At 70.8% G+C, this 25,169-nt stretch carries 26 protein-coding genes, 2 tRNA genes and 1 pseudogene; 9 read left to right on the forward strand and 20 right to left on the reverse strand.

All coding sequences use genetic code 11. The features are described 5' to 3' along the window. Positions 1 to 573 precede the first annotated feature (573 nt). Entirely contained in the window at positions 574 to 798 is a 225-nt protein-coding gene (locus tag ABZS37_RS02710) for a hypothetical protein (protein ID WP_354996099.1), read from the forward strand. A gap of 3 nt (positions 799 to 801) precedes the next feature. Here ABZS37_RS02710 and ABZS37_RS02715 read toward each other — a convergent pair whose 3' ends face one another. Then, a complete protein-coding gene (locus tag ABZS37_RS02715) occupies positions 802 to 1,599 on the reverse strand; it encodes a carbon-nitrogen hydrolase family protein (protein WP_355165089.1) in 798 nt (265 codons plus the stop codon). 39 nt (positions 1,600 to 1,638) lie between these two features. Further along, positions 1,639 to 2,472 carry a DMT family transporter gene (locus ABZS37_RS02720; protein WP_355165090.1) on the reverse strand — a complete coding sequence of 278 codons (834 nt, stop codon included), beginning with the start codon at positions 2,470 to 2,472 and terminating at the stop codon, positions 1,639 to 1,641. Between the two features lie 41 nt (positions 2,473 to 2,513). On the opposite strand from ABZS37_RS02720, the gene ABZS37_RS02725 reads away from it, so the two are divergent. Continuing rightward, positions 2,514 to 3,140 (forward strand): XRE family transcriptional regulator, encoded by a 627-nt coding sequence (locus ABZS37_RS02725; RefSeq protein WP_355165091.1) that lies wholly within the window; start codon positions 2,514 to 2,516, stop codon positions 3,138 to 3,140. A gap of 24 nt (positions 3,141 to 3,164) precedes the next feature. Here ABZS37_RS02725 and clpX read toward each other — a convergent pair whose 3' ends face one another. From clpX to ABZS37_RS02750, 5 genes are all read right to left on the reverse strand, one after another. Continuing rightward, on the reverse strand, positions 3,165 to 4,460 hold the full coding sequence (gene clpX, locus ABZS37_RS02730) for an ATP-dependent Clp protease ATP-binding subunit ClpX (RefSeq protein ID WP_088949750.1): 1,296 nt from the start codon (positions 4,458 to 4,460) through the stop codon (positions 3,165 to 3,167). Between the two features lie 210 nt (positions 4,461 to 4,670). Next, entirely contained in the window at positions 4,671 to 5,333 is a 663-nt protein-coding gene (locus ABZS37_RS02735; protein WP_354996103.1) for an ATP-dependent Clp protease proteolytic subunit, read from the reverse strand. A 10-nt stretch (positions 5,334 to 5,343) separates the two neighbouring features. After that, a complete protein-coding gene (locus tag ABZS37_RS02740; RefSeq protein WP_354996104.1) occupies positions 5,344 to 5,985 on the reverse strand; it encodes an ATP-dependent Clp protease proteolytic subunit in 642 nt (213 codons plus the stop codon). A 247-nt stretch (positions 5,986 to 6,232) separates the two neighbouring features. Then, entirely contained in the window at positions 6,233 to 7,573 is a 1,341-nt protein-coding gene (gene tig / locus ABZS37_RS02745; RefSeq protein ID WP_355165092.1) for a trigger factor, read from the reverse strand. 138 nt (positions 7,574 to 7,711) lie between these two features. Further along, positions 7,712 to 7,785 (reverse strand) — tRNA-Pro (locus ABZS37_RS02750). A gap of 327 nt (positions 7,786 to 8,112) precedes the next feature. On the opposite strand from ABZS37_RS02750, the gene ABZS37_RS02755 reads away from it, so the two are divergent. The 3 genes and pseudogenes from ABZS37_RS02755 (at position 8,113) to ABZS37_RS02765 (ending at position 8,788) form a co-directional block, all read left to right on the forward strand. Then, a tRNA-Gly gene (locus ABZS37_RS02755) sits at positions 8,113 to 8,186 on the forward strand. Positions 8,187 to 8,205: 19 nt separating this feature from the next. Continuing rightward, positions 8,206 to 8,493: pseudogene (locus ABZS37_RS02760) on the forward strand (putative immunity protein); the annotation flags it as partial. After that, positions 8,465 to 8,788 (forward strand): hypothetical protein, encoded by a 324-nt coding sequence (locus tag ABZS37_RS02765; RefSeq protein ID WP_355165093.1) that lies wholly within the window; start codon positions 8,465 to 8,467, stop codon positions 8,786 to 8,788. The pseudogene ABZS37_RS02760 and the gene ABZS37_RS02765, both read left to right, overlap by 29 nt. Positions 8,789 to 9,033: 245 nt before the next feature. On the opposite strand, the gene ABZS37_RS02770 is transcribed toward ABZS37_RS02765, so the two are convergent. Together ABZS37_RS02770 and ABZS37_RS02775 are read right to left on the reverse strand one after the other, a co-directional pair. Further along, a complete protein-coding gene (locus tag ABZS37_RS02770; RefSeq protein ID WP_355165094.1) occupies positions 9,034 to 9,876 on the reverse strand; it encodes a hypothetical protein in 843 nt (280 codons plus the stop codon). Then, positions 9,873 to 10,382, reverse strand: coding sequence for a SigE family RNA polymerase sigma factor (locus ABZS37_RS02775; RefSeq protein ID WP_355165095.1), 510 nt, complete (start codon positions 10,380 to 10,382; stop codon positions 9,873 to 9,875). The genes ABZS37_RS02770 and ABZS37_RS02775 overlap by 4 nt, the downstream gene beginning before the upstream one ends. Positions 10,383 to 10,610: 228 nt before the next feature. Between ABZS37_RS02775 and ABZS37_RS02780 the strand changes: the two genes are divergently transcribed. Beyond that, complete coding sequence (locus tag ABZS37_RS02780; RefSeq protein ID WP_355165096.1) at positions 10,611 to 12,755, forward strand: M14 family zinc carboxypeptidase; 2,145 nt, start codon at positions 10,611 to 10,613, stop codon at positions 12,753 to 12,755. Between the two features lie 254 nt (positions 12,756 to 13,009). Here ABZS37_RS02780 and ABZS37_RS02785 read toward each other — a convergent pair whose 3' ends face one another. Then, positions 13,010 to 13,555 (reverse strand): hypothetical protein, encoded by a 546-nt coding sequence (locus ABZS37_RS02785; RefSeq protein ID WP_354996113.1) that lies wholly within the window; start codon positions 13,553 to 13,555, stop codon positions 13,010 to 13,012. Positions 13,556 to 13,695: 140 nt separating this feature from the next. Here ABZS37_RS02785 and ABZS37_RS02790 point away from each other — a divergent pair, with 140 nt between their 5' ends. Then, positions 13,696 to 14,037: a hypothetical protein gene (locus ABZS37_RS02790; protein ID WP_355165097.1), complete on the forward strand. Its 342-nt coding sequence runs from the start codon at positions 13,696 to 13,698 to the stop codon at positions 14,035 to 14,037. 11 nt (positions 14,038 to 14,048) lie between these two features. On the opposite strand, the gene ABZS37_RS02795 is transcribed toward ABZS37_RS02790, so the two are convergent. From ABZS37_RS02795 to ABZS37_RS02810, 4 genes are all read right to left on the reverse strand, one after another. Then, complete coding sequence (locus ABZS37_RS02795) at positions 14,049 to 14,516, reverse strand: ribose-5-phosphate isomerase (protein WP_355165098.1); 468 nt, start codon at positions 14,514 to 14,516, stop codon at positions 14,049 to 14,051. An 88-nt stretch (positions 14,517 to 14,604) separates the two neighbouring features. After that, positions 14,605 to 15,804 (reverse strand): DUF1015 family protein, encoded by a 1,200-nt coding sequence (locus ABZS37_RS02800; RefSeq protein WP_355165099.1) that lies wholly within the window; start codon positions 15,802 to 15,804, stop codon positions 14,605 to 14,607. Positions 15,805 to 15,896: 92 nt separating this feature from the next. Beyond that, positions 15,897 to 16,520 (reverse strand): hypothetical protein, encoded by a 624-nt coding sequence (locus ABZS37_RS02805; protein ID WP_355165100.1) that lies wholly within the window; start codon positions 16,518 to 16,520, stop codon positions 15,897 to 15,899. Between the two features lie 193 nt (positions 16,521 to 16,713). Next, positions 16,714 to 17,340: a disulfide bond formation protein DsbA gene (locus ABZS37_RS02810; RefSeq protein ID WP_355165101.1), complete on the reverse strand. Its 627-nt coding sequence runs from the start codon at positions 17,338 to 17,340 to the stop codon at positions 16,714 to 16,716. Between the two features lie 221 nt (positions 17,341 to 17,561). Between ABZS37_RS02810 and pepN the strand changes: the two genes are divergently transcribed. Both pepN and ABZS37_RS02820 read left to right on the forward strand, forming a co-directional pair. Beyond that, positions 17,562 to 20,111 carry an aminopeptidase N gene (gene pepN, locus ABZS37_RS02815; protein ID WP_355165102.1) on the forward strand — a complete coding sequence of 850 codons (2,550 nt, stop codon included), beginning with the start codon at positions 17,562 to 17,564 and terminating at the stop codon, positions 20,109 to 20,111. Between the two features lie 85 nt (positions 20,112 to 20,196). After that, a complete protein-coding gene (locus ABZS37_RS02820) occupies positions 20,197 to 20,760 on the forward strand; it encodes a Uma2 family endonuclease (protein WP_355165103.1) in 564 nt (187 codons plus the stop codon). A gap of 68 nt (positions 20,761 to 20,828) precedes the next feature. Here the strand turns inward: ABZS37_RS02820 and ABZS37_RS02825 are convergent, their stop codons facing one another. The 6 genes from ABZS37_RS02825 to ABZS37_RS02850 form a co-directional block, all read right to left on the reverse strand. Continuing rightward, positions 20,829 to 21,236 carry a DUF5130 family protein gene (locus ABZS37_RS02825; RefSeq protein ID WP_354996120.1) on the reverse strand — a complete coding sequence of 136 codons (408 nt, stop codon included), beginning with the start codon at positions 21,234 to 21,236 and terminating at the stop codon, positions 20,829 to 20,831. Next, positions 21,223 to 21,519 (reverse strand): hypothetical protein, encoded by a 297-nt coding sequence (locus tag ABZS37_RS02830; RefSeq protein WP_354996233.1) that lies wholly within the window; start codon positions 21,517 to 21,519, stop codon positions 21,223 to 21,225. Before ABZS37_RS02830 ends, ABZS37_RS02825 begins: the two co-directional genes overlap by 14 nt. A gap of 75 nt (positions 21,520 to 21,594) precedes the next feature. Next, positions 21,595 to 23,058 carry an amidase gene (locus ABZS37_RS02835; RefSeq protein ID WP_355165104.1) on the reverse strand — a complete coding sequence of 488 codons (1,464 nt, stop codon included), beginning with the start codon at positions 23,056 to 23,058 and terminating at the stop codon, positions 21,595 to 21,597. A 113-nt stretch (positions 23,059 to 23,171) separates the two neighbouring features. After that, positions 23,172 to 24,173: an amidohydrolase family protein gene (locus ABZS37_RS02840; protein WP_355165105.1), complete on the reverse strand. Its 1,002-nt coding sequence runs from the start codon at positions 24,171 to 24,173 to the stop codon at positions 23,172 to 23,174. Further along, the gene (locus tag ABZS37_RS02845) at positions 24,173 to 24,697 is read right to left on the reverse strand and encodes a 3-hydroxyanthranilate 3,4-dioxygenase (RefSeq protein ID WP_355165106.1); all 525 of its coding nucleotides are present in this window, start codon (positions 24,695 to 24,697) and stop codon (positions 24,173 to 24,175) included. The genes ABZS37_RS02840 and ABZS37_RS02845 overlap by 1 nt, the downstream gene beginning before the upstream one ends. Next, positions 24,694 to 25,128: a RidA family protein gene (locus ABZS37_RS02850; protein WP_355165107.1), complete on the reverse strand. Its 435-nt coding sequence runs from the start codon at positions 25,126 to 25,128 to the stop codon at positions 24,694 to 24,696. Before ABZS37_RS02850 ends, ABZS37_RS02845 begins: the two co-directional genes overlap by 4 nt. Positions 25,129 to 25,169: the final 41 nt, after the last annotated feature.

Genomic DNA, 25,169 nt, shown 5'->3' on the forward strand with positions numbered 1-25,169 from the left:
GACCAAAGCCTGACCAGTCCGGGGTATAAATCATAATTGGCACTGGCTTTTAAAGCACCCTGTTGAGTTCTCAAAGAACAACCACACACCGACCAAAGCCCCACCTCAGTGGAACCCCAACTCGGGGCAACCGCTCAAACCTACTTGGTCGAGTTTTCATTGTCAACCTCATGTTCGAGGCGATCAATGTGGCTCATCCGGGTCCACGATGACGCACGCCGTAAACGGCGGTCGTTACTGTCGTGGAAAGCCGCAGACCGGCCGATCGCCGCTTCGCGGCTCTCCGCCCGGCTCCTGCCGGCTCCAAAACCTTACCCGGTCGGCTTCGCGTTCGCAACCCCGTGTCCGGAGTGTTCCGCACCGCCCGATCCTCAGTCTCGCTCGGCGTTTCCGCCACGAGCCTGGCGCCCGTTCTCGGCCGGTTTGTCCGGCCTCCCCCGTGCAGAGAGAAAGTTACGCGGACGGCCTGGAGAAGGCAAATCAGGGTTCATCACTGGTTTGACCGACCGGCACGCGACGGGTCACCGGTGCAGCCGGCGACGCGGGCCGTCTCGACGTGCCAGAGTGTCAGACATGGATGAGTCCGGGCACGGCGCCAGGGTGTTCGCCGAGGAAGCGCTGCTCGGCCTTCTCCTGCCGTTCTGGCAGGTGGTGATCGGTGCGGTCGTGCTGGTCGTCCTGGTGCTCTCGGTAGGACGGCTGGCTCGACGGGGCAGGTCCCGGATGACCACCGCGCTGCTGGTCACCGCCGCGGCCATCGCCGGGTTCGCGGTGATCGGCGTCCTGCTGGAGGGCTGAGGCTCAGAGCCGGCGATTGGCCAGGCTGGGCAGCTCGGCCCGGATCGCGGCGAGCCGGTCGAGATCCAGGTCGACGACGGAAACCCCTGGGCCGTCCGGCAGCTGGGAGAGCACCGTCCCCCACGGGTCCACCACCATGCTGCGCCCGAAGCAGGTGCGACCTGGCTCGTGGTCGCCGGTCTGGCCGGCCGCCGCCACGAAGCACTGGTTCTCGATCGCCCGGGCCCGCAACAGGACCTCCCAGTGGTCCCGGCCGGTGTGCATCATGAAAGCTGCGGGAACCACCAGCAACTGTGCGCCACCGTCGGTGGCGAGCAACCGGTACAGCTCCGGGAAGCGCAGGTCATAGCAGACCGACAGACCGACGCGCAGACCCTCGACGTCCACCACCACCGGTTGAAGCCCCGGCGCGACAGTCGCCGACTCCCGGTAGGAGACCCGACCGGGGATCTCCACGTCGTACAGATGGATCTTGCGATAGCTCGCGGCCAGGCTGCCGGAGCGGTCGAAGACCAGTGACGTGTTCCAGGTGTGCTCCGGGTCCGGGCCGGCCTCGTGGAACGAACCGGCCACCAACCAGATCCCGAGCCTCCGGGCGATCCCGGCGAAGAAGCTGCCGACCTCCCCGTCCACCGGCTCCGGCTCCGGCAACCCGGCGGCGGGACCGAGGTAGTCCACGTACTCCGGCAGGACGGCGAGGTCCGCGCCGCCGGCGGCCGCGCGTTCCAGCAGGACCTCCGCGGCGGCCAGATTGGCCTTGCGGTCGTCCCGCGCGTTCAGCTGGCAGACGGCGACACGCATGAGCACAGGGTACGGCCGGAAGGGCCGGCGCGGACAGCATCAGAGGCTGGCCAGTACCAGAGCCCCGGCGGCGAAGCCGAGGCCCGCGATCTGAACCGGGCGCAGCCGCTCCCGGTCGACGGCCAACGCCAGCAGCACGGTGCTGGCCGGGTAGAGCGCGGTGACCGCCGCGACGATGCTCAGGTGACCCCGCGCGGCGGCGGCCACGAAGAGCGCGTTGGCGGCGCTGTCGAGCAGACCGGCGACCGCCGCCCAGCCCAGCACGGGTCGTCCGATCCGCAACCGCACGCCGGTGCCGGCGGCCAGCGCGAGGCCGAACGCGATCGAGCTGGCTCGCACCGCCGCCACCGGCCACATGCCGGCGCTCTCGTCGGCCTGACCGAGGAGCGTGAAGAAGACGCCGAAGAGCGCCCCGGCGGCGAGGGCGAGACCGACCAGCCGCACCGGGACGGCTCGACGGCTGCCGCCCTGCCCCAGACTGACCAGAGCGATCGCCAGCACCGCGAGGCCTGCGCCGGTGAGCGCCGGGGCGCCCGGGGAGGCCGCCATGAACAGGCCGGCGATGATCGGCACCACTGCGGCGGTGATCGCGGTGACCGGCGCCACCACGGCCATCATCCCGCCAGCGAGGGCCCGGTAGAGCAGCATGACCCCGCCCGCGCCGGCCACGCCGGCCAGCAGGCCCCAGCCGATGTCCCCGACAGTCGGGGTGCCAGGCACCACCAGAACCAGCACGACCAGCAGCGGGACGCTCAGCAGTTGGGAGATGACGGTCACGGCGATCGGGTTGGCGCGGCGGGACGCCTTCCCGCCGGCGAAGTCGGCGGTGCCGAACGCGACTGCGGACACCGCTGCCAGGACAATGGGGAGCATGCGACTGTCGTACCATAATAGTGACCGTGAGGGATAGTTTGATGACCAAGACCGGTGCGGACCGGGTGGGCGCGGTAACCGCCGCGGTGGCCCGGCAGGTGCGCGAGCTACGGGCCGCCCGAGGCTGGTCCTTCGAGGAGTTGGCCGGCAGGTCCGGGGTGAGCAAGGGGATGCTCGTGCAGATCGAGGGCGCGCGCACCAACCCGAGCATCGGCACGCTGTGCCGGGTCGCCGACGCCTTCGGCGTCAACATCGCCCGCCTGATGGAGCCGGCCGAGGACCAGGCCGTGAAGATCACCTCAGCCGCCGAGGCGCCCGTGCTCTGGCAGGGCGAGCACGGCGGCACGGCCCACCTGCTGAGCGGGCTGGGCGAGCCGGACCTCGTCGAGCTATGGGACTGGCGTCTGGCGCCCGGGGAGGCACACCGCTCCCCCGACCACCCGCGCGGCACCAAGGAGGTGCTGCACGTCCTCTCCGGCACGGTGGTCGTCTGGGTCGACGGGCAGGACCACCGCGTGCGGACCGGCGAGACCATCGAGTTCCACGCCGACCGGGAGCACGGCTACCGCAACGACACCGACGAACCAGCCCGGCTGATGATGGTGACGATCACGCCGTCGGGCGAATGGGACCGCCGAACGCGATCACGCCGGCCGCGTCAGGACTGAGCGACCGGCGTGCTGCGGGGAGGATCAGGCCGACTTCTCCTCGCGGTCCCGACGGGCCCGACGGCCCGTGAACTCGCGCGGAACGATCGTCGGGTTGACGTTTTCCAGGACCACCTCGCGGGTGATCAGCACCCGGGCGGCGTCGGGGTTGCTCGGCACCTCGAACATCGCGGAGAGCAGGACCTCCTCGATGATGGCCCGCAAACCACGGGCACCGGTGCCCCGCAGCATGGCCTGGTCGGCGATGGCCTCCAGTGCCGGCTCGTCGAACTCCAGCTCGACCCCGTCCAGCTCGAAGAGGCGCTGGTACTGCCGAACCAGGGCGTTGCGCGGCTCGGTGAGGATCCGCACGAGGGCGCTGCGGTCCAGGCTGCGCACGTTGGTGATCACCGGTAGCCGGCCGACGAACTCGGGGATCAACCCGAACTTGAGCATGTCTTCCGGCATGACCTGGCTGAAGATGTCATCGGTCGACCGATCGGACACGGACCGGAGTCGGGCACCGAAGCCGGTGCCGCCCTGCCCGGTGCGGGACTCGATGATCTGATCCAGCCCGGCGAACGCGCCACCGCAGATGAACAGCACGTTGGTGGTGTCGATCTGGATGAACTCCTGATGCGGGTGCTTGCGACCGCCCTGCGGTGGCACGTTGGCCACCGTGCCTTCGAGCATCTTGAGCAGGGCCTGCTGCACGCCCTCACCGGAGACGTCCCGCGTGATCGACGGATTCTCCGACTTACGGGCGATCTTGTCGACCTCGTCGATGTAGATGATGCCGGTCTCGGCGCGCTTGATGTCGTAGTCGGCGGCCTGGATCAGCTTGAGGAGGATGTTTTCCACGTCCTCGCCGACGTAGCCCGCCTCGGTCAGCGCCGTGGCGTCGGCGATGGCGAACGGAACGTTCAACATCCGGGCGAGGGTCTGCGCCAGGTGGGTCTTGCCGCACCCTGTCGGGCCGAGCAGGAGGATGTTGGACTTGGCCAGCTCGACGGCATCATTGCCGGAGCCCGGCGCGTTGGCCGCCTCTGCCTGGATCCGCTTGTAGTGGTTGTAGACCGCGACGGCGAGTGCCTTCTTGGCCTGATCCTGTCCGACGACGTAGTTGTCGAGGAACTGGCAGATCTCCATCGGCTTGGGAAGCTCTTCCCACTTCACCTCGCCGGACTCGGCCAGCTCCTCTTCGATGATCTCGTTGCAGAGATCGATGCACTCGTCGCAGATGTAGACCCCAGGGCCCGCGATGAGCTTCTTCACCTGCTTCTGCGACTTACCGCAGAAGGAGCATTTCAGTAGGTCGCCGCCGTCACCGATCCGTGCCACCTACGTTCTCCCTGCACTCATCGGCCGGAGACCCGGCCCTGACCTGCGGACGCTGCGCGCCGTCCGGCTAGTTCACCCCCGCCGGCCGAACCGGCGAAGCGGTACGGACCCGACGTTACCCGCTGCCGGGGCATTCTCCGACCCCCAAAACGGGTGTGTCAGAGGTCGGCCGGGAACGGATGCCCCGGCCAACCTCTGACCCGGTACTGCTCAGCTGGCGGCCTGGGCGGCCAGCAGACCCTTCTTGCGGCTGGTCAGAATCGTGTCGACCAGCCCGTACTCCTTGGACTCCTCGGCCGTCATGATCTTGTCACGGTCGATGTCCTTGCGAACCTGCTCCATCGGGCGGTTGCAGTGGCGGGACAGCATGTCCTCCAACTGCGTCCGCATCCGCAGGATCTCCCGGGCCTGGATCTCGATGTCCGAGCCCTGCCCGTAGCCGCCCTCGGTGGCCGGCTGGTGGATGATGATCCGCGAGTTCGGAAGAGCCATCCGCTTGCCCGGAGTGCCCGCGGCCAGCAGCACCGCCGCCGCGCTGGCGGCCTGCCCGAGGCAGACCGTCTGGATGTCCGGACGGACGTACTGCATGGTGTCGTAGATCGCCGTCATCGCGGTGAACGAACCACCCGGCGAGTTGATGTACATGATGATGTCGCGGTCCGGGTCGGTGCCCTCAAGCGTCAGCAGCTGGGCCATCACGTCGTTGGCCGACGCGTCGTCCACCTGGACGCCGAGGAAGATGATCCGGTCCTCGAAGAGCTTGTTGTACGGGTTGGATTCCTTGACCCCGTACGACGTGCGCTCGACGAACGACGGCAGCACGTAGCGGTTGTGCACGGCCGCGAACTGGGGCGGCAAGCTCAGATCGGTCATCGTCAGCTCCTCAGCTCAGGGTCCCGGCGCCATCCGGAACCTGAGCGGCCCCGATGATCACCTTGTCGATGAAGCCGTAGTCCATGGCCTCCTGGGCGGTGAACCAACGGTCCCGGTCCGAGTCCGCCTCGATCTGCGACTGGCTCTGGCCGGTGTGGTGCGCGACCCGCTCCTGGAACATCCGCTTCGTGTAGAGCATCTGCTCCGCCTGGATGGCGATGTCGGACGCCGTGCCGCCCAGGCCACCGGACGGCTGGTGCATCATGATCCGGGCGTGGGGCAGGGCGTACCGCTTGCCCTTGGTGCCCGCGCAGAGCAGCAGCTGGCCCATCGAGGCCGCCATGCCCATCGCCACGGTCGACACGTCGTTGTCGATGAACTGCATGGTGTCGTAGATCGCCATGCCGGAGTAGACCGAGCCACCCGGCGAGTTGATCCACAGATTGATGTCGCGGTCCGGGTCCTCCGCGGCGAGCAGCAGCAGCTGCGCGCAGATGCGGTTGGCGACCTGGTCGGTCACCTCGCTGCCCAGGAAGATGATGCGTTCCTTGAGCAACCGGTTGTAGACCGAGTCGTCGAGGTTGCCAATGGTGTCGCCACCTCGGGCATCAATCGCCCGGAGCGGTTCCGCTGGGATGTGCATGTCGGTCATGGCAGCCCTTCGCTCTCCGTACCGTCTTTCCCGACACTAACCGCTGTGCGGGGCGGCAGAGTCCCGGTCGGGGCACTGTTCGCTCTCAGCGCAGCTGTGTCGGGCGCACCCGCGGCGCGGGCTTCCGGGCGTACCCCGGCAACGCTGGCTCCCGGGCGGACCCGGCAACGCTGGCTTCCGGCGTACCCCGGAAATGGATTCGGCCGCCGTCCACCGCACAGCGGCGGACGGCGGCCGCACCCGACGATCAGTGGTTGTGCTCGGCCTCGTTGGCGGCGCGCAGCGCGTCGAGGGTGACCTCGTTGCCGGCCGAGTCCTTGATCTTGATCCGCTCCATGACGGCCGCGAGCGCCTTGCCCCGCCGCACATCGCCGAAGACCGCGGCGGCCGCGCCGGAGCGCACCAGCTGGTCGTAGTACTGCTGAGGGGCCATACCGGCGCGCTGGGCCCGGTGCACGATCTCGTGCCCGAACTCGTCGTCGGAGACCTGCACGTCCTCCGCGTCGGCCAGAGTGTCCAGCAGGAGCTGGACCTTGACGCCCTCGGTCGCCGCCTCGGTCAGCTCAGCGTCGATCTGCTCCTCGGTCTTCTCCTCGGCCGCGAGGTATTCCTCCATGGAGGCGCCGATCCGCTCCAGCTGGTCGACCATCGCCTGCTTGCGGCTCTCGACCTCCTCGCGGACGACACCCTCCGGTGCCGGCACGTCGGCGGTCTCGACCAACTGCGACAGCGCCTTGTCCCGAGCGGCGTAGATCTGCTCGACCTGCTTGCCCTGGGTGACCCGGGCCCGCAGGTCGCCGCGCAGCTCCTCGATCGTGTCGAACTCGCTCGCCATCTGGGCGAACTCGTCGTCCAGCTCGGGCAGCTCCTTCTCCTTGACCGTGCGCACGGTCACCGCCACCTCGGCGTCCCGGCCGGCGAAGTCGCCGCCGACCAGCTGGGTGGTGAAGGTGGTGTCGTCGCCGGCGGCGAGGCCGACCACGGCCTCGTCGAGGCCCGGCAGGAGCTGCTTGCTGCCCACCTCGTGGGAGATGTTGCTCGCCTGGCCGCCCGGCACGTCCTCGCCGTCGACGGTGGCGTTCAGGTCGATCTGGACGTAGTCACCCTCGGCGGCGGCCCGCTCGACGGTCTTGAGGGTCGCGAAACGCTCGCGCAGGTTCTTCACCTGCTCGTCGATCTCGCTCTCGTCGATCTGCAGCTCGTCGACGGTCACCTCGATGGTGGTCGCGTCGGGGATGGTGATCTCCGGACGGACGTCGACCTCGGCGGTGAAGTTCAGCGAGTCACCGTCGTTGAACTCGGTGATCTCGACCTCCGGGCGCCCCAGCGTCTTGAGGTCGTGCTCGCGCACCGCGGCGAGGATGTTCTCCGGGATGGCCTCCTGGACCGCCTCGTTGAGGACGGTGCCCCGGCCCACCCGCTGGTCGATCACCGCGGTCGGCACCTTGCCCTTGCGGAAGCCCGGAACCTGGACCTGCGAACCGATCTCCCGGTACGCCTTCTTGAGGCTCGGCTCGAGCTCGACGAACGGCACCTCGATGGCGAGCCGCACGCGCGTCGGGCTCAGAGTCTCGACGGTGCTCTTCACAGGCGTACTCCTTGACGGATCTCAGTTGAGTCTGGGCGTGATTCAGCCCATCGAGTGTAGGTGAGCCGGCCTGACGCACCGGCATCGCCCGGGGACCGCACTGGGCGGCACCCGGGGCGGCCCGGCCGCGGACGACAGTCGGGGTGGCGGGATTTGAACCCACGGCCCCTCGCTCCCAAAGCGAGTGCGCTACCAAGCTGCGCCACACCCCGTGGCGACGTGCAGTCTATGCCGTCGCCGCGCCTCAGGCGGTGCCGGGGCATCCCCCACCCGGACACATCCCTCGAAAGCAGCTATTCCGCCCGCCTCCGCGGACGCCTCGGGCACCCCTGGCCTCCGGAAGCCAAGATCCGCCCAACTTCAGGGATCTAGTGGCATCACGGCACGAGCAGACCACTACATCCCTGAAACTGTGTGGATCTTCGGGGGCGTTGCGACACGGCGCCGGGACGACGCGGCGCCGCGGGGCGGTGGCGCGCCTACGCGCCGGGCACGGGCATTGGGTACGATGTCGACGCGACCCGCTGCGGCGGGTGCACGCGGGCGTAGCTCAATGGTAGAGCTCCAGTCTTCCAAACTGATTACGCGGGTTCGATTCCCGTCGCCCGCTCCACCAGCCTCCGGCCCAGGTCAGAGACCTACGTGGGGCAGCACGGCATGCCGCGTACGCTGCTGGCCAGGCGGCGGCCATCGCACACGTCGCCGCGCACGAACTCGGTGCGGCCGCCTACGCGATCAAGGCCGCACGTGCTGCCGCGCCAGAAGGCGAGCGCGATGCCGCGGGGCGACTCGAGTGCCGCTGGCAGCGTGACCAACTTCCGGAGGCGATTCGCGAGCTCGTGCTCGATGACCAGCGGTTGCGGAACGACATCTGCTGGTCGGTGTTCGACCGTGCTCATCCTCTTCGTCCCCGCCGGTGACGAGGGCAGAGTTCTCGTCCCCCTCAGCGAAGGTCACGGACTGTCCGCCGTGGACGCGGTCGGCGCAGCACTGCTGGCGTTGGGCGGCACCTGGCTGGAAGTGCTCGTGGTCCGGCGCCTGCCGCACCTCGCCCTGCCCCCACGGGTCCTGTTCGCACTCGGCCTGCTGGCCGGCCTCGGCGTAGGGCTCCTGATCGCCTCGGTCTTTTCGGGATTCTTCTGGTGGTGGGCTGTCGGTGCCACCGCACTTGGCGTTGCCGTCCTCGTCCTCGTGCCCCTCACAGCGCGCCGTTGAGGTCGTTGACCGAACGTCCGCTCCTTGGTGCCTCGCTTCCACGTCAGGCGTTGCCGACGGGGTTCCGGAAGCCACGGCGCGGGTGATGGCCGACCAGTTCCTCTGGCTCATCGACGGTGAGGTCGCAACCGAGCAGCGCGAGCCGGAAGGCAAGCCAGTACGTCCAGGGTGCCGACTGTCGGATCGCCCCGACACGCGAGCCCGTCGAGCCGCCGTGTGAACAACGGCTCAACGAGGCTCGCGTGTCACTTCAGGTGGAACCGTTCGTCGACGGCGAGGGCCGCCAGCTGCTGCACCGAGAATGGCAGCTTCGTCAACGCCGACCGACTGTCGTCGGCCTTCGCGCCCTGCGCCACGAAGACCACCACGCCGTCCGGGTGCCGGTAGGCCGACCACTGGTCGAGCCGATCGTCGTTGCCCGGTTGGGCCACCACCCCGACCTTCACCGCTCCGACGGTTTCGACCTGGCATTCGCCCTGCATCCCCCAGAACCCTCGGGCCAGCGCGCACGGCTCGGTTGGCAGCTGGTTGCCGGCGTCGTGCACCTCGACGATCACTCGCCCGGTGCCCGGCCCCTGGGCCACGGCGACCGAGGACATGTAACTCCACACGTCGACGCCGTTCACCTTGTCCTCGAATTGCGCCTGGTGGGTCCGCAGCGTCCGCTCGTCGGCGGGCTGGCCAGCCGGGTCCTCCGGCGCGCTGTAGCCGGCGGGCACGACCGAGACGACCTCGTTGAGCAGGCGGACTCCCTGGTCATGCTTGGAACCGGCCCGCGCCGTCCGGTCCTCCTGCGGCTGACCGTCGGGCCCGGTCGGCCACGCCTCCTTGGTGTCCCCCGACGCGTCAGGGGCGGCCTGTGGCCACTGGCCCGCCGGTTGGTAGACATGGCCGTCCGGGGTGGCGACGGCCGCGAAGCCGGTGACCGCCAACACGACGGCCGCCGATCCGAGGGACGCCCACACCGCACGGCGGCGAAAGCGCGCCCGCCGCGCCACGCCGAGCATGGCCCCCGTACTCAATGGTGGTGGCGGGGTGGTGCTCGCCATGTCGCTGCGCAGCCCCTCGCGCAACTCTTCCTCGTTCATCGCTCCCCCATCTCGATCCCGGTGTAGGTGGGCGCCAGGAGGCCGCGCAGCGTGTCGAGCCCGCGTGCGGCCTGGCTCTTCACCGTCCCTGGAGAACACTCCAGCAGCGTCGCGACGTCCTCGATCGACAGGTCCTCCCAGTACCGGAGAACCAGGACGGCCCGCTGGCGTGGTGCAACGGAGGCCAGTGCCTGGAGCAGCACCAACCGACTCTCCGGCGAATCGGGCGGGGCCGCCTGGTCGGTGTTCTCGCCCCCCACCCGCTCACGCCGCCACCAGCCGCGACGCCGCTCATCGAGGAATGTCCGGATCAGGATCTGGCGCACATAGCTGTCGAGCACCTCGTGCCGCGAGATCCGGTTCCAGACCCGGTAGAGCTTGACGAACGCGGTCTGGACCAGGTCCTCGGCCCGGTGCCAGTCGCCGCACAGCAGGTACGCGGTGCCGCGCATCGCACCGGACCTCGTCGCGAAGTACTCGGCGAACGCCTCGTCGCGATCGCTCATTCAGGCCTCCGATCCCCGTTTCGAGATAGTCACGCGGGGTCTGACTCAGGGGGTTGCTCCCCCGGACTGAGATCTTCCGCCGCCGGACGCCCGTGGGTTGGGAACTTGCCGCCGAGGAATCCGAGGTCACTGGTGGCGCCGGTACGGCGGAGGGCCGAATGCCTTGACAGGTGTCGATCTATGCACTGGTGTAAGGACCAGTAACATCGACGTCCGTCAGGAGGGCACATGATCGTCCGACGACGGTGGACAGCTGCCGCCACCACAGCGATCCTGATCAGCGCGGTACTGTCCCACCCCGGTCCGGGCACCGCGGCACCCGCCGCCCCGGCCACACCGATCACCCTGAGCACCACCGAGACCGCCGTGGTCCGGGTGCAGCTGCGCGATCAGGCGCAGCTCGACCGGCTGGTCGCCGCCGGTGCCGACCTGGCCAACCGGCCTCGCGCACGGGACGGGCGGATCCTCGCCGACCTGGTGCTCAGCGGCGCGCAGCTCGCCGAGCTGACCGCGCAGGGCGCCACGGCCGTGCAGATCGTGCAGCGCGCCGGGGACGGCAGCCGGCACTACGCCGAGAGCGTCCGGGCGGCAGAGGCCCGCACCGCAGCCGGGCTGCGCGCACCGGCCGCCGACCAGCGGACGACCACCGCAGCGGCGGTGGACACGCTCCAGGTGCAGCAGGCGTACTGGTGGACGACGGGTGGGCAGACGTTCCTGCAGGCCCAGGTGGCCACCACCGCCACCGACGACCCGGACGTGGAGATCACCGTCAGCTGGCGGACGGCCGACGGCGCCACCGGCTCGTTCCCGCTGTACCGGTTCGAGGACTCCGGCGAATACCAGTACCACTACAACCTTCCCCAGCCGGTGCCGAACCGGCCGGTCCAACTGACCGCCACCTCCAGCCTCGGCGGGACCAGCCGGGTGGTCACCCCGGCGCTCTGGCCGAACGCCTCCCCGCCGCCGCTGCCGGCCGGCTACCAGAAGGACTTCATCGACGCGTACCTGACGCCGGTCGACATCCAGGCGCGGATCAAGCGGTTGGCCCGCCAGTACCGGGACCTGGTGGACGTGATCGACCTGCCGAACAAGACCCAGGGGTACCGACGCACCGCCGCCGCGTACCTGGGCGACCCGGCGGTGGCCGCCGTGGTGGTCGAGTCGGTCCGCTTCGGCGACCAGAGCATGAACGGCGTGCAGGTGCGGACGGTCGACCCGGGCCGCCGAAACCGCCCGTTGACCGTCGGCTACCGCGACCGCGTCCTCACGGTCTCGCTGGCCACCGACACCGCGGGTAAGACGGTGAGCACCACCGATGAGGTCGCGGCGGCGATCAACGCCCGCCAACCGAACCGGTTCCGGGCCACCGTCGAGGACGGCTCCACCGGGCTGCCGATGCCAGTCGCCGGTCCCGCCCGGCTCGACGACGGCCTCCAGGGCACCGAGGTGCCGGCGAAGCCGTGGACGGTGCAGGCGCTGCGCCTCGGCGTGCACCGGGACGGCTCCCGGGTCGGGGTGCTCGCGTACTCCCAGGAACACGCCCGGGAGTGGGCCACGCCGCTGGTTACGTTGGAGTTCGCCGAGCGGATGCTGGCCAACGCCCGCACCGACCCGGCCACCCGTGAGCTGCTGGAGCAGGTCGATGTCTTCGTCATCCCGACGGTCAACCCGGACGGCGCGAACTACTCGTTCAACGACTTCAACTTCCAACGCAAGAACCTGGTCAACCACTGCACCGGGCCGGCCCGCGACCCGAAGAACCGCACCTCGTGGGGTGTTGACATCAACCGCAACTACACCGTCGGGTCGTACTTCGACGGCTACGTGGGCGCCAGCGCCAACTGCCTCTCCGGCAACTACGCCGGCACCGCGGAGCTGTCCGAAGCGGAGAGCCGCAACGTGGTCGCGCTCGCCCAGACCCACCCCAACATCAAGTTCGCGATGAACGTGCACTCCTACGGCGGGTACTTCATGTGGCCGCCGGGGGCGTACCGGGCGGACGGGCGGGTCACCCTGCCCCGGCCGTCGATCGACGAGTCGAAGATGTTCCTGGACAGCGCCCGACGGATCGTCGGCGCCATCGCGCAGGAGCGTGGCACCGTGACCTGGCCGTCGCAGACCGGCCCGGTCGCCGACGTGCTCTACTCCGCCGCCGGGAACTCCGCCGACCAGCTCTACTACGAGCTGGGCATCTTCGCGTGGGACTTCGAGGTCGGTAACGACCGGTGGAACCCCGCCACCGGCGAGTGGGAGGGCGTCGGCTTCCAGCCGCCGTTCGACGAGGCGCACGGCGAGTCCCAGGAGTACGCGGGCGGGCTGATCGAGCTGGTACGGGTGGCCCGCGACTACGCGGCGGCCCAGCCCGCCGGCTGAGCTCGCAGCGGTGCCGCGTCCGCGAGCCGGGCGCGGCACCGCCGGCCGAGCCGACCCAGCGGGGCGGCATTTCGCCGAGGGGCACGGACCGCCGCAGCGACGGGGACCGGGCAGCCCCCGAACGGGGTACCAGTCGGACGGGCCGGCCACGGTTCATTCGTGGCCGGCCGGGTAAGCAGCGGCCTTGCCTGGTGGGGAGACGACCGGGTGCACGGGCGGGCGGCCCTGAGCCGGCCGCCCGTGCGCGCCTTCGGTCAGTTCGAGGAGATCCAGTTCCAGGCGGAGACGACCCACTCGGTCTGCTGGAGCCAGGCCACACCGAGGCCGACGAGGAAGACCGCCGTCGCCAGGTGGGCACCTCGGGCGCTGCGCCGGACCCGACCGAGCTGCCGTTCCAGCACCACGCGGCCGACCAGCCGGGACAGGGCGAACAGGCCCACCGCCACCAGGAGGCTGAGCACCAGCACCAGCAGCGGGCCGCTCAGGTCACCCTGGCCGGAGAGCGCCCAGATCCCCCAGCACACGAACGCGAAGAGCCCCGCCACAGCGCTCCACTCACCGCCGCGACGCAGCTGCGCCATCCGCCAGCTCAACGACCGGCGCGGGGCCGGCCCGCCGGGCCAACCGGTGCCGGTCGGCTCCTGCTCGACCACGGGGAACGGCTCGGTCCGCGGGCTGCGCCGCTGACCCACCGGCGCCACACCCCGGCGGAAACCATCGCGCTGCGGCGGCACCCCGACGCCGGCCTGCGGTGGCACCTCCACGGTCCGCTCCGCCCACGGCTGCGTCTGGTCTGCCATCTCGTCCTCCCCCTGACCGACGACATCACCGCCGCCTGGATCCGAGGGTAGCCAGCCGGCACATCGGTGGCCGAACCCGCCCGAGACGCGGGCCGGCACGACGGTGCGGAATCACACCCCCGGCAGGGTACGGTCGGCTGATGGGTGATCCCGACCGACGACGGCGACGGCTGCGCCACCACCCCGAACCCGAGCCGGCCGGCCGGGGCGCCGACGGCCCGACGGCCAGCACCACGGGCGTGCATGACGGTGACGACCCGCCGCCGCGCCGGAGGAACCCGGGCGGCGACGAGCGCGACGGCGAGCGGGGGCTGCGCGGGCTGGTCGGTTCCGGCTCGTCCCAGGTGGGGCTGAGCGCCGCGCTGCGGGCCCGGGACGCGGCCCGCTCGACCGACGAAGACCTGGCCGAGGCCGAGGCCCGAGTGGTGGTCGTCCGCCGTAACTGGGTGCCCCGCGAGGACCTACCCCGCCCTCCACGCTGACCGTCGACGAGTCAGGGCAGGTCGGGCAGCTGTCGGGTGCGCTCGTACTCGGCCACCTGGGCGATCCGACGGGCATGCCGCTCATTGCCGGAGAACGGCGTGTTCAGGAACGCCTCGACGATGGCGGTGGCCTCGTCCAGCGTGTGCTGGCGGGCGCCGACCGCGACCACGTTCGCGTCGTTGTGCTGGCGGGCCAGCTGAGCGGTCTCCACGCTCCAGGCCAGCGCGGCGCGGACCCCGGCGACCTTGTTCGCGGCGATCTGCTCACCGTTACCGGACCCACCGATGACCACCCCGAGGCCTGTCTCGTCGGCCACCACCTGGTCGCCGGTGTGCAGGCAGAACGTCGGGTAGTCGTCGTCCGGGTCGTAGGCGCGCGGGCCGACGTCGACCACGTCGTACCCCTGCTTGGCCAGGTGGTTGGCCAGGTGCACCTTCAACTCGAAACCGGCGTGATCGGATCCCAGGTAGACGCGCATACCGGGCAGTCTGTCAGGCCGCGCTCGGGGACGTCGCGGGGGCGGCGTCCCCGAGCCGGGTTCGTCACACGATCATGTGGGCGGCCGCTCAGCGCGGCAGCTCAGCGACGACCAGACCGCCCCGCGCCTTCGGGGTGAACCAGGTGCTCTTGCGGGGCATCTTCTCCCGGGCCAGGTTCACCGCGACGAAGTCCGACACGGTCACTGGCGCGATCAGGATGGCCAGCTCGGCCCGGCCAGCGTCGACCTCACCGGTGAGCCAGCTCGCCGGGTAGTCACCGCCGACGTAGGTGATCCGCTTGTCGCCCGGGTCCAGCCCCAGCGCGTCGCGGAGCAGCAGCCGCTCGACCAGGGCGTGGTCCAGGTTTTCCAGACTGCCAGCGACCGAGGCGGGCAGGCGCACCGCGTACCCCTGGCCGTCGAGGCGGAGGTGCACGGTGCCGCCGGCGGTCGGGACCTCGACCGGGCCGTCGATCGGATCGACCTCGGCCCCCGCCGCCCGCAGCCGGTCGAGCAGCTCGGCCGGCGTGGTGGTCAGCTCGCTGACCAGCCGGTTGTACGGCTGGATGGCCACCGACGCGGGGGTGGTGATCACGGCCAGGAAGCGCGGCAGGTCGCCGGTCTGGGCGGCCAGGCTGCGGTGGTTGCCGTCGGCGACGACCAGCTCCCCGCCACCGGCGAGGGCGGTCAGCGTGTCCTGCTCCGGACCGGGGCCGAGCAGCCAGATGGCATGCGTGCGCCCCGCCTGGTCGGTGTCCGTGGCGGCGGGCGCGCCGGCCGTGTCCGTCGCCGCCGCGAGCGCAGCGTGCAGCTCGTCGCCACGCCCCGTCTGCAACAGGAGTACGGGTGAGAGCAGGTGACCCAGCGCGTCGGCCAGCGCAACCCGCTCGCGCACCTTGGCGATGAAGACGTCCTCGTTGCGGATGACCAGGCCCGGCTCGTCGGCCCGGGTGGAGATCTGGTCGGTGTCCACCATCGCGAACAGCCCGTACGCCGGCTCCTCCCCCGGCGCGGTGATCCGGTAGAGCACCACCACCTGCTCGGCGGGGGTGTAGCTGCCGTCGGCCTTGGCCTCGGTGAGGCGGGCCACCGCGTCCGGGAGAGCGTCGAGGAAAGACTTGCCCAGGCTCTCCGGTGCGCGGTGCGGCATTTCGATGCCGAGGGCACTGTGCGGGTTCGTCTCGATGATCGCGGTGATTTCCGCGTCGTCGGCGAACTCGTCGTAGTTTTGCGCGCCGGTGCCGCCAGTGGTGACCCAGGCTCGGGAGATCGGATGCACGACCGTCATGCCCACTGACGCTACCGGCGGCGGTGTTGCCGCCGACCGGGGACCCGCAGGGCGTCCACCAGATGAAAGCACCGGGGCCGGGGGCGCAGCGGTCAGCCAGCGCGGCCGGATGTGCCCCGACGGTGCCGGCCCGCGGTTGCCGGCCCACCGTTGTTGCCCCGCCGGCCGGACGCGGCCGGCCCGGTGGTCACGCTGCGGCGGGGTGTCGTGGGCGGCCCCGGCACGGGACGCTCGGGGGGCGGCGACGGGACGGGCCGCGGGTTCAGCGGCGGCGTCGGCACCGGACGCGGGGCGGCGGGCGCCGGCGGAGGCGGCGCGGGCTGGGCTGGCGCCGCCGACGACGGCACGAGCAGCGCCGGAGCGGACGCCGGGAGATCGGCCGGCACGGAATCGACGTCCGGCGTCAGCGGGTCGGCCGACGCCAGCGGAGCTGGCAATGCGGGCAGGTCGGCCGACGCGGGCAGGTCGGCTGACACGGGCAGACCGACCGACGCGAGTGGGTCGGCTGACACGGGCGGGGTGAGCCGGGAGGTCACCGGGACCCGGGCCACGCCCACCACGATGGGCGGCGCGAGCAGATCCACCAGGTGGGCGGGTAGGTCCGGGCGGACCGCCGGCCAGCGGGAGTCGTCGACGGACCAGTAGGCCGCGCCGGGAGTCTCGATCACCCCCGGCCGGGTCAGCTGATCGTCACCGGACGCACGGTGCTTGGCCATCGGGATTGCCTCCACGAACTGCGGGGTGCGGCCCTGCGGGTCGCTCCGGCGGACACCGAGGGAAACGACGCCGCCCGCCCACCGGTGACGCCATGTCCATCCTCCGAACCCGCAGCCGCACCCGGCGTCCGACGAACACGCCCCCGCTCGGACAGCCGACGGAGTCCGGACGGGGGCGCGTGGTGGTCGTGGATCAGTCGAAGATCGGGTCCTGCTCACGGGTGCGCTTGAGCTCGTAGAAGCCCGGGGTGCCGGCGACCAGCAGGACGCCGTCCCAGAGCCGGCCGGCGGCCTCCCCCTTCGGGGCGGGGGTGATCACCGGGCCGAAGAACGCGACCGGGCTGCCGTCCGGGCCGGGCGCGTGGACGACGGGGGTGCCGACGTCCTGCCCGACCGGGCGCATGCCGGCCTCGTGGCTGGCCCGCAGCGCCTCGTCGTAGTCGGTGCTGTCCGCGGCCGCAGCCAGCGCCGGGTCCAGGCCGGCGTCGGTCAGCGCGGCGACGTAGAGCTCCTGACCCCGCTCCTCCTTGCCGAGGTGGATCCGGGTGCCGAGCGCGGTGTAGAGCGGGCGCAGGGCGTCGGTGCCGTACCGCTGCTCGGCGGCGATGCAGACCCGCACCGGGCCCCAGGCGGTGCTCAGGAAGTCCTTGTACTCCTCGGGCAGGTTGTCCCGGCCGTCGTTGAGCACGGCCAGGCTCATCACGTGGAAGCGGATGTCCACGTCACGGACCTGCTCGACCTCAAGCAGCCAACGGGACGTGATCCACGCCCACGGGCAGGCCGGGTCGAACCACATGTCGGCGGTGACACGATCGGTCACGGTGAGGTCCCTTCGCGACGGGTGGCGCCGGCAGTCCGGCGTCTCAGGAGAATCCTCACCCCGCAGCGCATCGGCCGGCACCCGAATGAGAGCGTGACCTCGGCCACCGCGGGCTGCCCGTACATGGAAGACTCGAATCGGGCCAGCCGCCACGAGCGGTTGGCGAACGGGCGCCGCCGGGCGTACGGCGAAATGTGGGATGGAGACGAACAGTGCCGGGAGTGCGCAACCTGACGCAGGTCGAGGCGACCGAGCGGGCCCGCCTGCTCACCGTTACGGGGTACGACATCAGTCTGGACCTGTCGACCGCCGTGCTGGCGGCCGACGGCCGCACGTTCCGGTCGACGACCGAGGTCCGGTTCCGCTGCGCCGAGCCGGGAGCGAGCACGTTCATCGAGCTGGCCGCCGAGTCGGTGCGTTCAGCGACGCTGAACGGCGCGCCCGTCGACCTCTCCGACTGGTCGGCCGAGAAGGGCCTGATCCTGTCCGAGCTGGACAGCGACAACACCCTGGTCGTCGACGCCGACTTCGGTTACTCCAACAGCGGTCAGGGTCTGCACCGCACGGTCGACCCCGTGGACGGCGAGACGTACCTCTACAGCCAGTTCGAGACGGCCGACGCGCAGCGGGTGTACGCCTGCTTCGACCAGCCCGACCTGAAGAGCGTCTACACCTGGCACGCCACGGTGCCTGCGCACTGGCGGGCGGTGTCCAACATGCCGGTGCAGCGCGAGGAGCCGGCCGGTGAGGGGCTCAAGACGCTGCATTTCACCGAGTCGCCCCGGATGAGCACCTACATCACGGCGATGTGCGCCGGGCCGTACCACGAGGTGCGCCACACCCACGACGGCATCGACCTGGGCGTGTTCTCCCGGGCCTCGATGGCGCCCTACCTCGACTCGGACGACCTGTTCCTGATCACCAAGCAGGGGTTCGACTTCTTCCATGAGAAGTTCGGCGTGCGCTACCCGCTGCCGAAGTACGACCAGCTCTGGGTGCCCGACTTCAACGCCGGCGCGATGGAGAACTTCGGCTGCGTGACGCATGCCGAGTCGCACTACCTGTTCCGCTCGCAGGTCACCGACTTCGAGTACGAGCAGCGGGCCAACACGATCCTGCACGAGCTGGCCCACATGTGGTTCGGCGACCTGGTCACCATGCGCTGGTGGAACGACCTCTGGCTCAACGAGTCGTTCGCCGAGTGGGCCAGTCACTGGTGCAACGCCAACGCCGGCCGGTTCACCGAGGCGTGGACGACGTTCCTGTCCATCCGGAAGAACTGGGGCTACCGGCAGGACCAGCTCTCCTCCACCCACCCGGTCTACACGGAGATGCCCGACATGGAGGCCGTCGAAGTCAACTTCGACGGCATCACCTACGCCAAGGGCGCGAGCGTGCTCAAGCAGCTCGTCGCGTACGTGGGCGAGGAGCCGTTCGTGGCCGGGCTGCGGGCATACTTCGGCAAGCACGCCTGGGGCAACGCCACCTTCGACGACCTGCTCACCGAACTGGAGACCGCGTCCGGCCGGGAGCTGCGCAAGTTCGCCGCGCAGTGGCTGGAGACCGCGCAGGTCAACACGCTGCGGCCGGAGGTGACGATCGGCGCGGACGGCACGTACGAGCAGGTGGTGGTGCGGCAGGAGGCGCCGGCCGCGTACCCGACGTTGCGGACCCACCGGATCGGCGTGGGGCTGTACGACCTGACCGACGGGCGGCTGGTCCGCCGCGAACGGTACGAGGTGGACGTGACCGGCGAGCGGACGGACCTCGCCGAGCTGCGTGGCGTCCGGGCGGCCGACGTGCTGCTGCTGAACGACGACGACCTCAGCTACACCAAGCTGCGCCTCGACGACCGCTCGATGGCGACCGTGGTGCAGCACATCGGCGGCTTCGAGTCGTCGCTGGCACGGGCACTGTGCTGGACCGCAGCCTGGGACATGGTCCGCGACGCCGAGCTGTCGGCCCGCGACTACGTGGCGCTGGTGCTGACCGGGCTGCCCGCGGAGACCGACATCAACCTGGTCACCGCGACCCTGCGGCAGGCGACCACCGCGATCACCCTCTACGCCGACCCGGCCTGGGCCCCGACCGGCTGGGCCGAGCTGGCCCGTACCGCCGGTGACGCGCTCGCCGCTGCTGAGCCCGGCAGCGGGTTCCAGCTGGCCTGGGCCCGCGCGTACGCCTCGGCGGCCCGCTCCGACGAGGATCTGGCGACGCTGCGCGGCTGGCTGGACGGCACCGGCATGCCGGCCGGGCTGACCGTGGACACCGGGCTGCGCTGGTCGGTCCTCGGGGCGCTGGTGGCCAACGGGGCTGCCGGTGCCGCGGAGATCGAGGCGGAGCTGGCCAACGACCGTACGACCAGCGGCGAGCGGGAGGCGGCGTACGCGCACGCGCTGGTGCCGACGGCCGAGAACAAGGCCGCCGTCTGGGCGCTGCTCACCGGCCCGGACGCGCTGCCCAACTGGCGCCACCGGGCCTTGCTGCAGGGCTTCGCCCACCCGGCGCAGGTGGAGCTGATCACTCCGTACCGGGAGCGGTACTTCGCGGCGGTGGGCCAGGTGTGGGCGACCCGGGACAGCGAGCCGGCGCAGGAGTTCGCCCAACTCGCGTACCCGACCTACCTGGTGGACGACGACACGGTGGCGGCCACCGACGCGTGGCTGGCCGGAGAGGGGCATCTCGGTCCGCTGCGCCGGCTGGTCGCCGAGGGCCGCGACGGCGTGGTGCGGGCGCTCAAGGCCCGCGCGAAGGACGCCCAGCAGAGCTGATCGGGGGAGTACGCGGCCCGGCGTCGGCGTGGGTGTGGGCCCGCGCCGGCCCGGGCCTTTATGGTTGCGGAAGGAGGTGGACGTGATGGCACAGCCGACCTACCAGTGGCACCCACCAGAGCGGGGCTGGCGCGAGCAGGACCTGTTCGACCTGCCCGCCGACGGCAACCGGTACGAGATCATCGACGGGAGCTTGCACGTGACCCCTCCTGCCGGTCCCGAGCATCACGAGCTAGCGGACGAGATCCGGATGACGCTGCGCCAGGCGGCCCCCGCAGACTGGCGGGTGATCCGGGAGATCGGAGTGCGCGTCCCCGGCGGCAACCTCATTCCGGATCTGACCGTGTTGCGCCCAAGGGCACCGCGCGGACGGATGTGGGCCGAACCAGTAGACATCGCACTCGTCCTGGAAGTCGAGTCGACGGGAAGCCGCCGCCACGATCGGTTCACCAAGCCGGCGCTCTACGCCGAAGCGGGTATCGCGCACTACTGGCGGGTGGAACGGGGCGACTTCGGCCCGATCATTTATCGCTACCAACTCGGCAAGGGCGACCATTACGAGCTGTTGGGCACCGTTGGTCCGGACGACGCGGTGACCGTGGACGAGCCCTGGCCGATGAGGCTGGACCCGAGCGCCTGGCCGCGCTGAGGCACCCCGGACACACCGAAGCCCGGCCCGCTTTCCAGTGGGCCGGGCTTCGTCGTACGAGGAAGGGCTCAGCCCTTGCCAGCGTGGCTGGCGAGCTGGTCGAGGCCGTTGATGATGCCGCTGGCCAGGTCGCCGCCGCTGAACGCGCCAACCATGGACAGCGCGGCCAGCTTGGCGTACGTGTCGGGGATGCGCTTGCGGGCGTACCGCCCGGTGACGATCTCCAGCTGACGCTGGTTGGGCGACACGGCGATCAGCACCGACTTGTCGGGGTCGGCGAGCTGGCGGTGCAGCCGCTGGGCGTGGTCACGGATGGGCTCGTCGAGACCGCCGACGAAGACCGAGAAGACCAGGCCGGTGCCCTGGTCGGCCAGGCGCAGGGCCTCGTCGATGCGCAGCAGCTGGCGGGTTGAGAACGGCCCGTCCAGCACCTCGGGCGGATTCTCCGACCCGGCCTGCTTCTCACCAACGGTCACTTGCGCCTCCGGTTCCACCGGCCGGCGCCTCGACGCTGGCCTGCTCAAGCTTGTGGCTGGTCAGCGCGGGCGCCTGCGCCCCCGCCGTCAGCGCGGTGCCGGCCGAGTCGGCCAGCTGCTCCGGGCGGCCCAGGAACCAGACCGGAGTGAAGTCGAAGGGCCGGCCCGGCCGGTAGCGCTTGGCGCCACCGCGACCACCGGTGCCACCACCACGGCTACCGACGTACGACAGACCGGCGATGACCAGCACCGCGGCCAACGGGATGCCGACGAAGACCAGCAACGTCTCGGTAACAGACAATCCCAACGCCCCCAGGCGGAAGAAGGACGACCTCGAACAACCGGGTCGGATGGACGATCATGATGCCGACCGCCCGACGCCGTCGCCATTCACGTTAGCGGAGTCGGTGGCCCGCCAGATTGCGGGGTGCCGATCCCATCCGTCACTGGAGTTCTCCAGTTGCGCAGCGGTCGCGATGAGCCGCACGTCGTCGCCGTACCGGCCCGTGAGCAGCACCCCGACGGGCAGGCCGTCGCTCGTGGTGCCCAACGGCAGGGAGACGGAGGGATCGCCGGTGACGTTGAAGATGGCGCAGTAGGGCGAGAAGCGGCGTTGCCGGTCGAAGTCCGCCGCTGGGTCACCGTCGGCGGTGAACCAGCCGACAGGTGCCTGCGGGGCGGCCAGGGTGGGGCAGAGCAGCAGGTCGCAACCGGCGGTGCGGCGGGCACCGAGGCGTACCTGCGCCTGCAGCTCACCGAGGGTGGCGGCCAGGGTCCCGGCGGAGATCTCGGCGCCCCGGGCCCGCAGCAGCCGGGTCAGTGGCAACAACTCCGCCTCCCGCTGTGGCGGCACCGGGGCGAGTGCCAGCACGTACCAGAGGATTTCGAACAGCGGCCACGCCGCCGGCCCGAGCGGCGGCGGCACCTCGACCACCTCGTGGCCGGCCGCGGTGAGCAGCGCGGCGGCCCGATCCACGGCGGCCACGCAGTCGGGGTGCACCGGCTCGTCGGCGAGCATCGGCGTGGTGAACCGGCCGATCCGCAGCCGGCCAGGCTCGGCCCGGCGCGCGACGGCCAGGTAGCCGCCGGGCGGCGTGGGCGGCGGCAGGTAGGGCTCGCCGGGGACCGGCACGGCCATGACGTCGAGCAGCGCGGCGACGTCGGTGACGGTCCGCCCGATCGGGCCGCTGGTGGGCAGGCCGAACGCGCCGGAGCCGACGGGCCCTCCGGAGACCAGACCGCGGCTGGGTTTGTAGCCGACCAGGCCGCAGAGCGACGCCGGGATGCGCAGCGAGCCGCCGCCGTCGGAGCCCTGGGCGACCGGGACCAACCCGGCCGCCACCGCCGCCGCCGCGCCGCCACTGGACCCACCCGCGGTGTACGCCAGCTGCCACGGATTGCGGGCCGGAGGCGCGACCCGACCCTCCGAGTAGAGCGAGCAGCCCAGCTCGGAGGTGGTCGTCTTGCCCAGGCTGACCAGCCCGGCGGCCTTGATGAACCGGACCACGTCGGCGTCGACCGGCGGGATGAAGTCGGCGAAGGCGGCCGACCCGAAGGTGGTGCGAATCCCGGCGGTGAGCGTGAGGTCCTTGATCGCCGTCGGTACGCCGTGCAGCGGGCCGCGCCGCTCGACCGGTACGGCGTCGGCGGCGCGGGCGGCCTGCCGGGCCAGCTCCGGCGTGACCGTGACGAACGCGCCCACGGTGTCGCCGATGGCGGCCACCCGGCGCAGACAGTGCTCGACCAGGTCGACGCTGGACAGCTCGCCGCCGGCGACAGCGGCGGCCTGCTCCAACGCGGTCAGGTCGTGCGGCTCGGCCATCCCGTCATCCTGCCGGCCGCCAGCCCTCGGCGCACTCGACACGCGCCGACGACCGGAAACGGACCAACCGGGCGTCCGGCACGACGCGCGCCTCCCGCGCGGCGGGCGCGCGGTCAGCCGTGCAGGAAGCGCAGGGCGTTGGCGGACAGGAGCTTGTCGCGCTGGTCGTCGGTGAGGAAATCGGCGTCGCGGACGACCGTGCCGGCTGGGCGTTCGCCCAACGGGTACGGGTAGTCACTGCCGACCAGCACCCGGTCCTCCCCCAGAGTGTCGACCAGCAGCCGCAGCGCCGGTGGCGCGAAGACCACCGAGTCGACGCTGAAGCGGTCAAGATAGCTGCTGGGCGGGCCGGCGGACGCGCCCCGGACCAGGTCACCCCGGCGGTGCCAGGCGTTGTCGGCACGGCCGAGCCAGAACGGGAAGCTGCCACCGCCGTGCGCGAAACAGATCCGCAGCGTCTCCGGCACCCGGTCGAAGACGCCGCCCAGGATCATCGCCAGCACCGACAGATGCGTCTCGGCGGGCATCCCGGTGAGCCAACGGGCCATCCACCGGTCCAGCCGGGGGCTACCCGGCATGTCCCACGGATGGACGAAGACCGGCGCACCCACCTCGGCGCAGTGCTGGAGGAAGGTGACCACACCGGCGTCGTCCAGGTCCCGGTCGCCGACGTGGTTGCCGATCTCCACGCCCACGTGCCCGGCGGCCAGGCTGCGGTCCAACTCGGCGCAGGCAGCGTCCGGGTCCTGCAGGGGCACCTGGCAGAACGGCACCAGCCGGTCGCCGCCGGCCGCGGTGACCTCCAGGGTCAGGTCGTTGAAGATCCGGGCGACCTTCACCGCCTGGTCGGCCGGACGGTCGTAGCTGAAGAAGACCGGCGTCGGCGAGACCACCTGCACGTCCACGCCGTCGTCGTCCATGTCGGCCAGTCGACGCGACGCGTCCCAGCACTCGGCACCGATCGGCCGGAACTCCGTGTCCCCCACCATGATCATGGCGGCGCGCTCGGAGTCGACCCGCAGCCACGGCCAGCCGGACCCGCCGCACGCTGCGCCGAGGTCCGGCCATCCCTTCGGTACGACGTGCGTGTGCACGTCGACCACACCTGAGGGCATCAGCCCTTGCCCGGGTGCAGGGTGCCGCAGTTGGCGCAGGTGCGCGCCGCCTCGTCGGCGTAGAACGCCTGGAACACCGGCGGCAGATCGGCGGCGATGTCACGGACCTGCAACTCGACCTCGTGCACCTTGCCGCCGCACTCCGGGCAGTACCACTGGAACTTCTCCAGCGTGCCCTCCTCGCGGACCCGCTCGACGACCATGCCGATCGAGCCGGCCTCCGGCCGCTGCGGCGAGTGCGGGGTGTTGCGCGGCAACATCCACATCTGACCCTCGCGCACGTGCACCGTACGCGGCCCCTCCGGGGTCATCAGGTTGATGTGCATGTTGCCCTTGACCTGGTAGAAGAACTCCTCGTAGGGGTCCACGTGGAAGTCGGTGCGCTGGTTGGGCCCGCCCACCACCATCACGATGAAGTCGTCCCCGCCGGGGATCATCTCCTTGTTGCCCACCGGCGGCTTCAACAGGTGCTGGTTGTCCGCGATCCATCCCGGAAAGCTGAACGGCTCTGCGATCTCACTCACGACTGACCTCCGGAGGGAAGAAGGGCCACGGCCTGGATCTCGATGAGCAGGTGCGGGTGCGGCAACTGGTGCACCGCCACCGTCGTGCGGGTTGGGCCGGACGCGTCGAAGAACTCCGCCCACACCTCGTTGTAGCCACCGAAGTCATTCATGTTGACCAGGTACGACGTCACCTGGACGAGGTCGGCGAGGTCAGCGCCGACCGAGCGCAGCAGGTCGCGGACGTTCTCGATGACCGCCCGCGTCTGCACCCGGATGTCGAGGTTCGTCGTTCCGAACTCGTCGACCACGACACCGGCGAACGAGTTGTCCGGCCGCCGAGAAGACGTACCGGAGACAAAGACAAAACTCCCCGCAACCTTGACGTGCGGAAAAGCCCCGCGAGGCGTGGCCTTCCCCGTCACCACCCGCGCCCGGCCGCCCCCATTCACCGCCCCACTCCCCCGCCAAGCCGCACGACTGCGTCGATCAT

Origin of the sequence: Micromonospora sp. NPDC005413 (genome assembly GCF_040606435.1) — a bacterium.
GTDB lineage: Bacteria > Actinomycetota > Actinomycetes > Mycobacteriales > Micromonosporaceae > Micromonospora.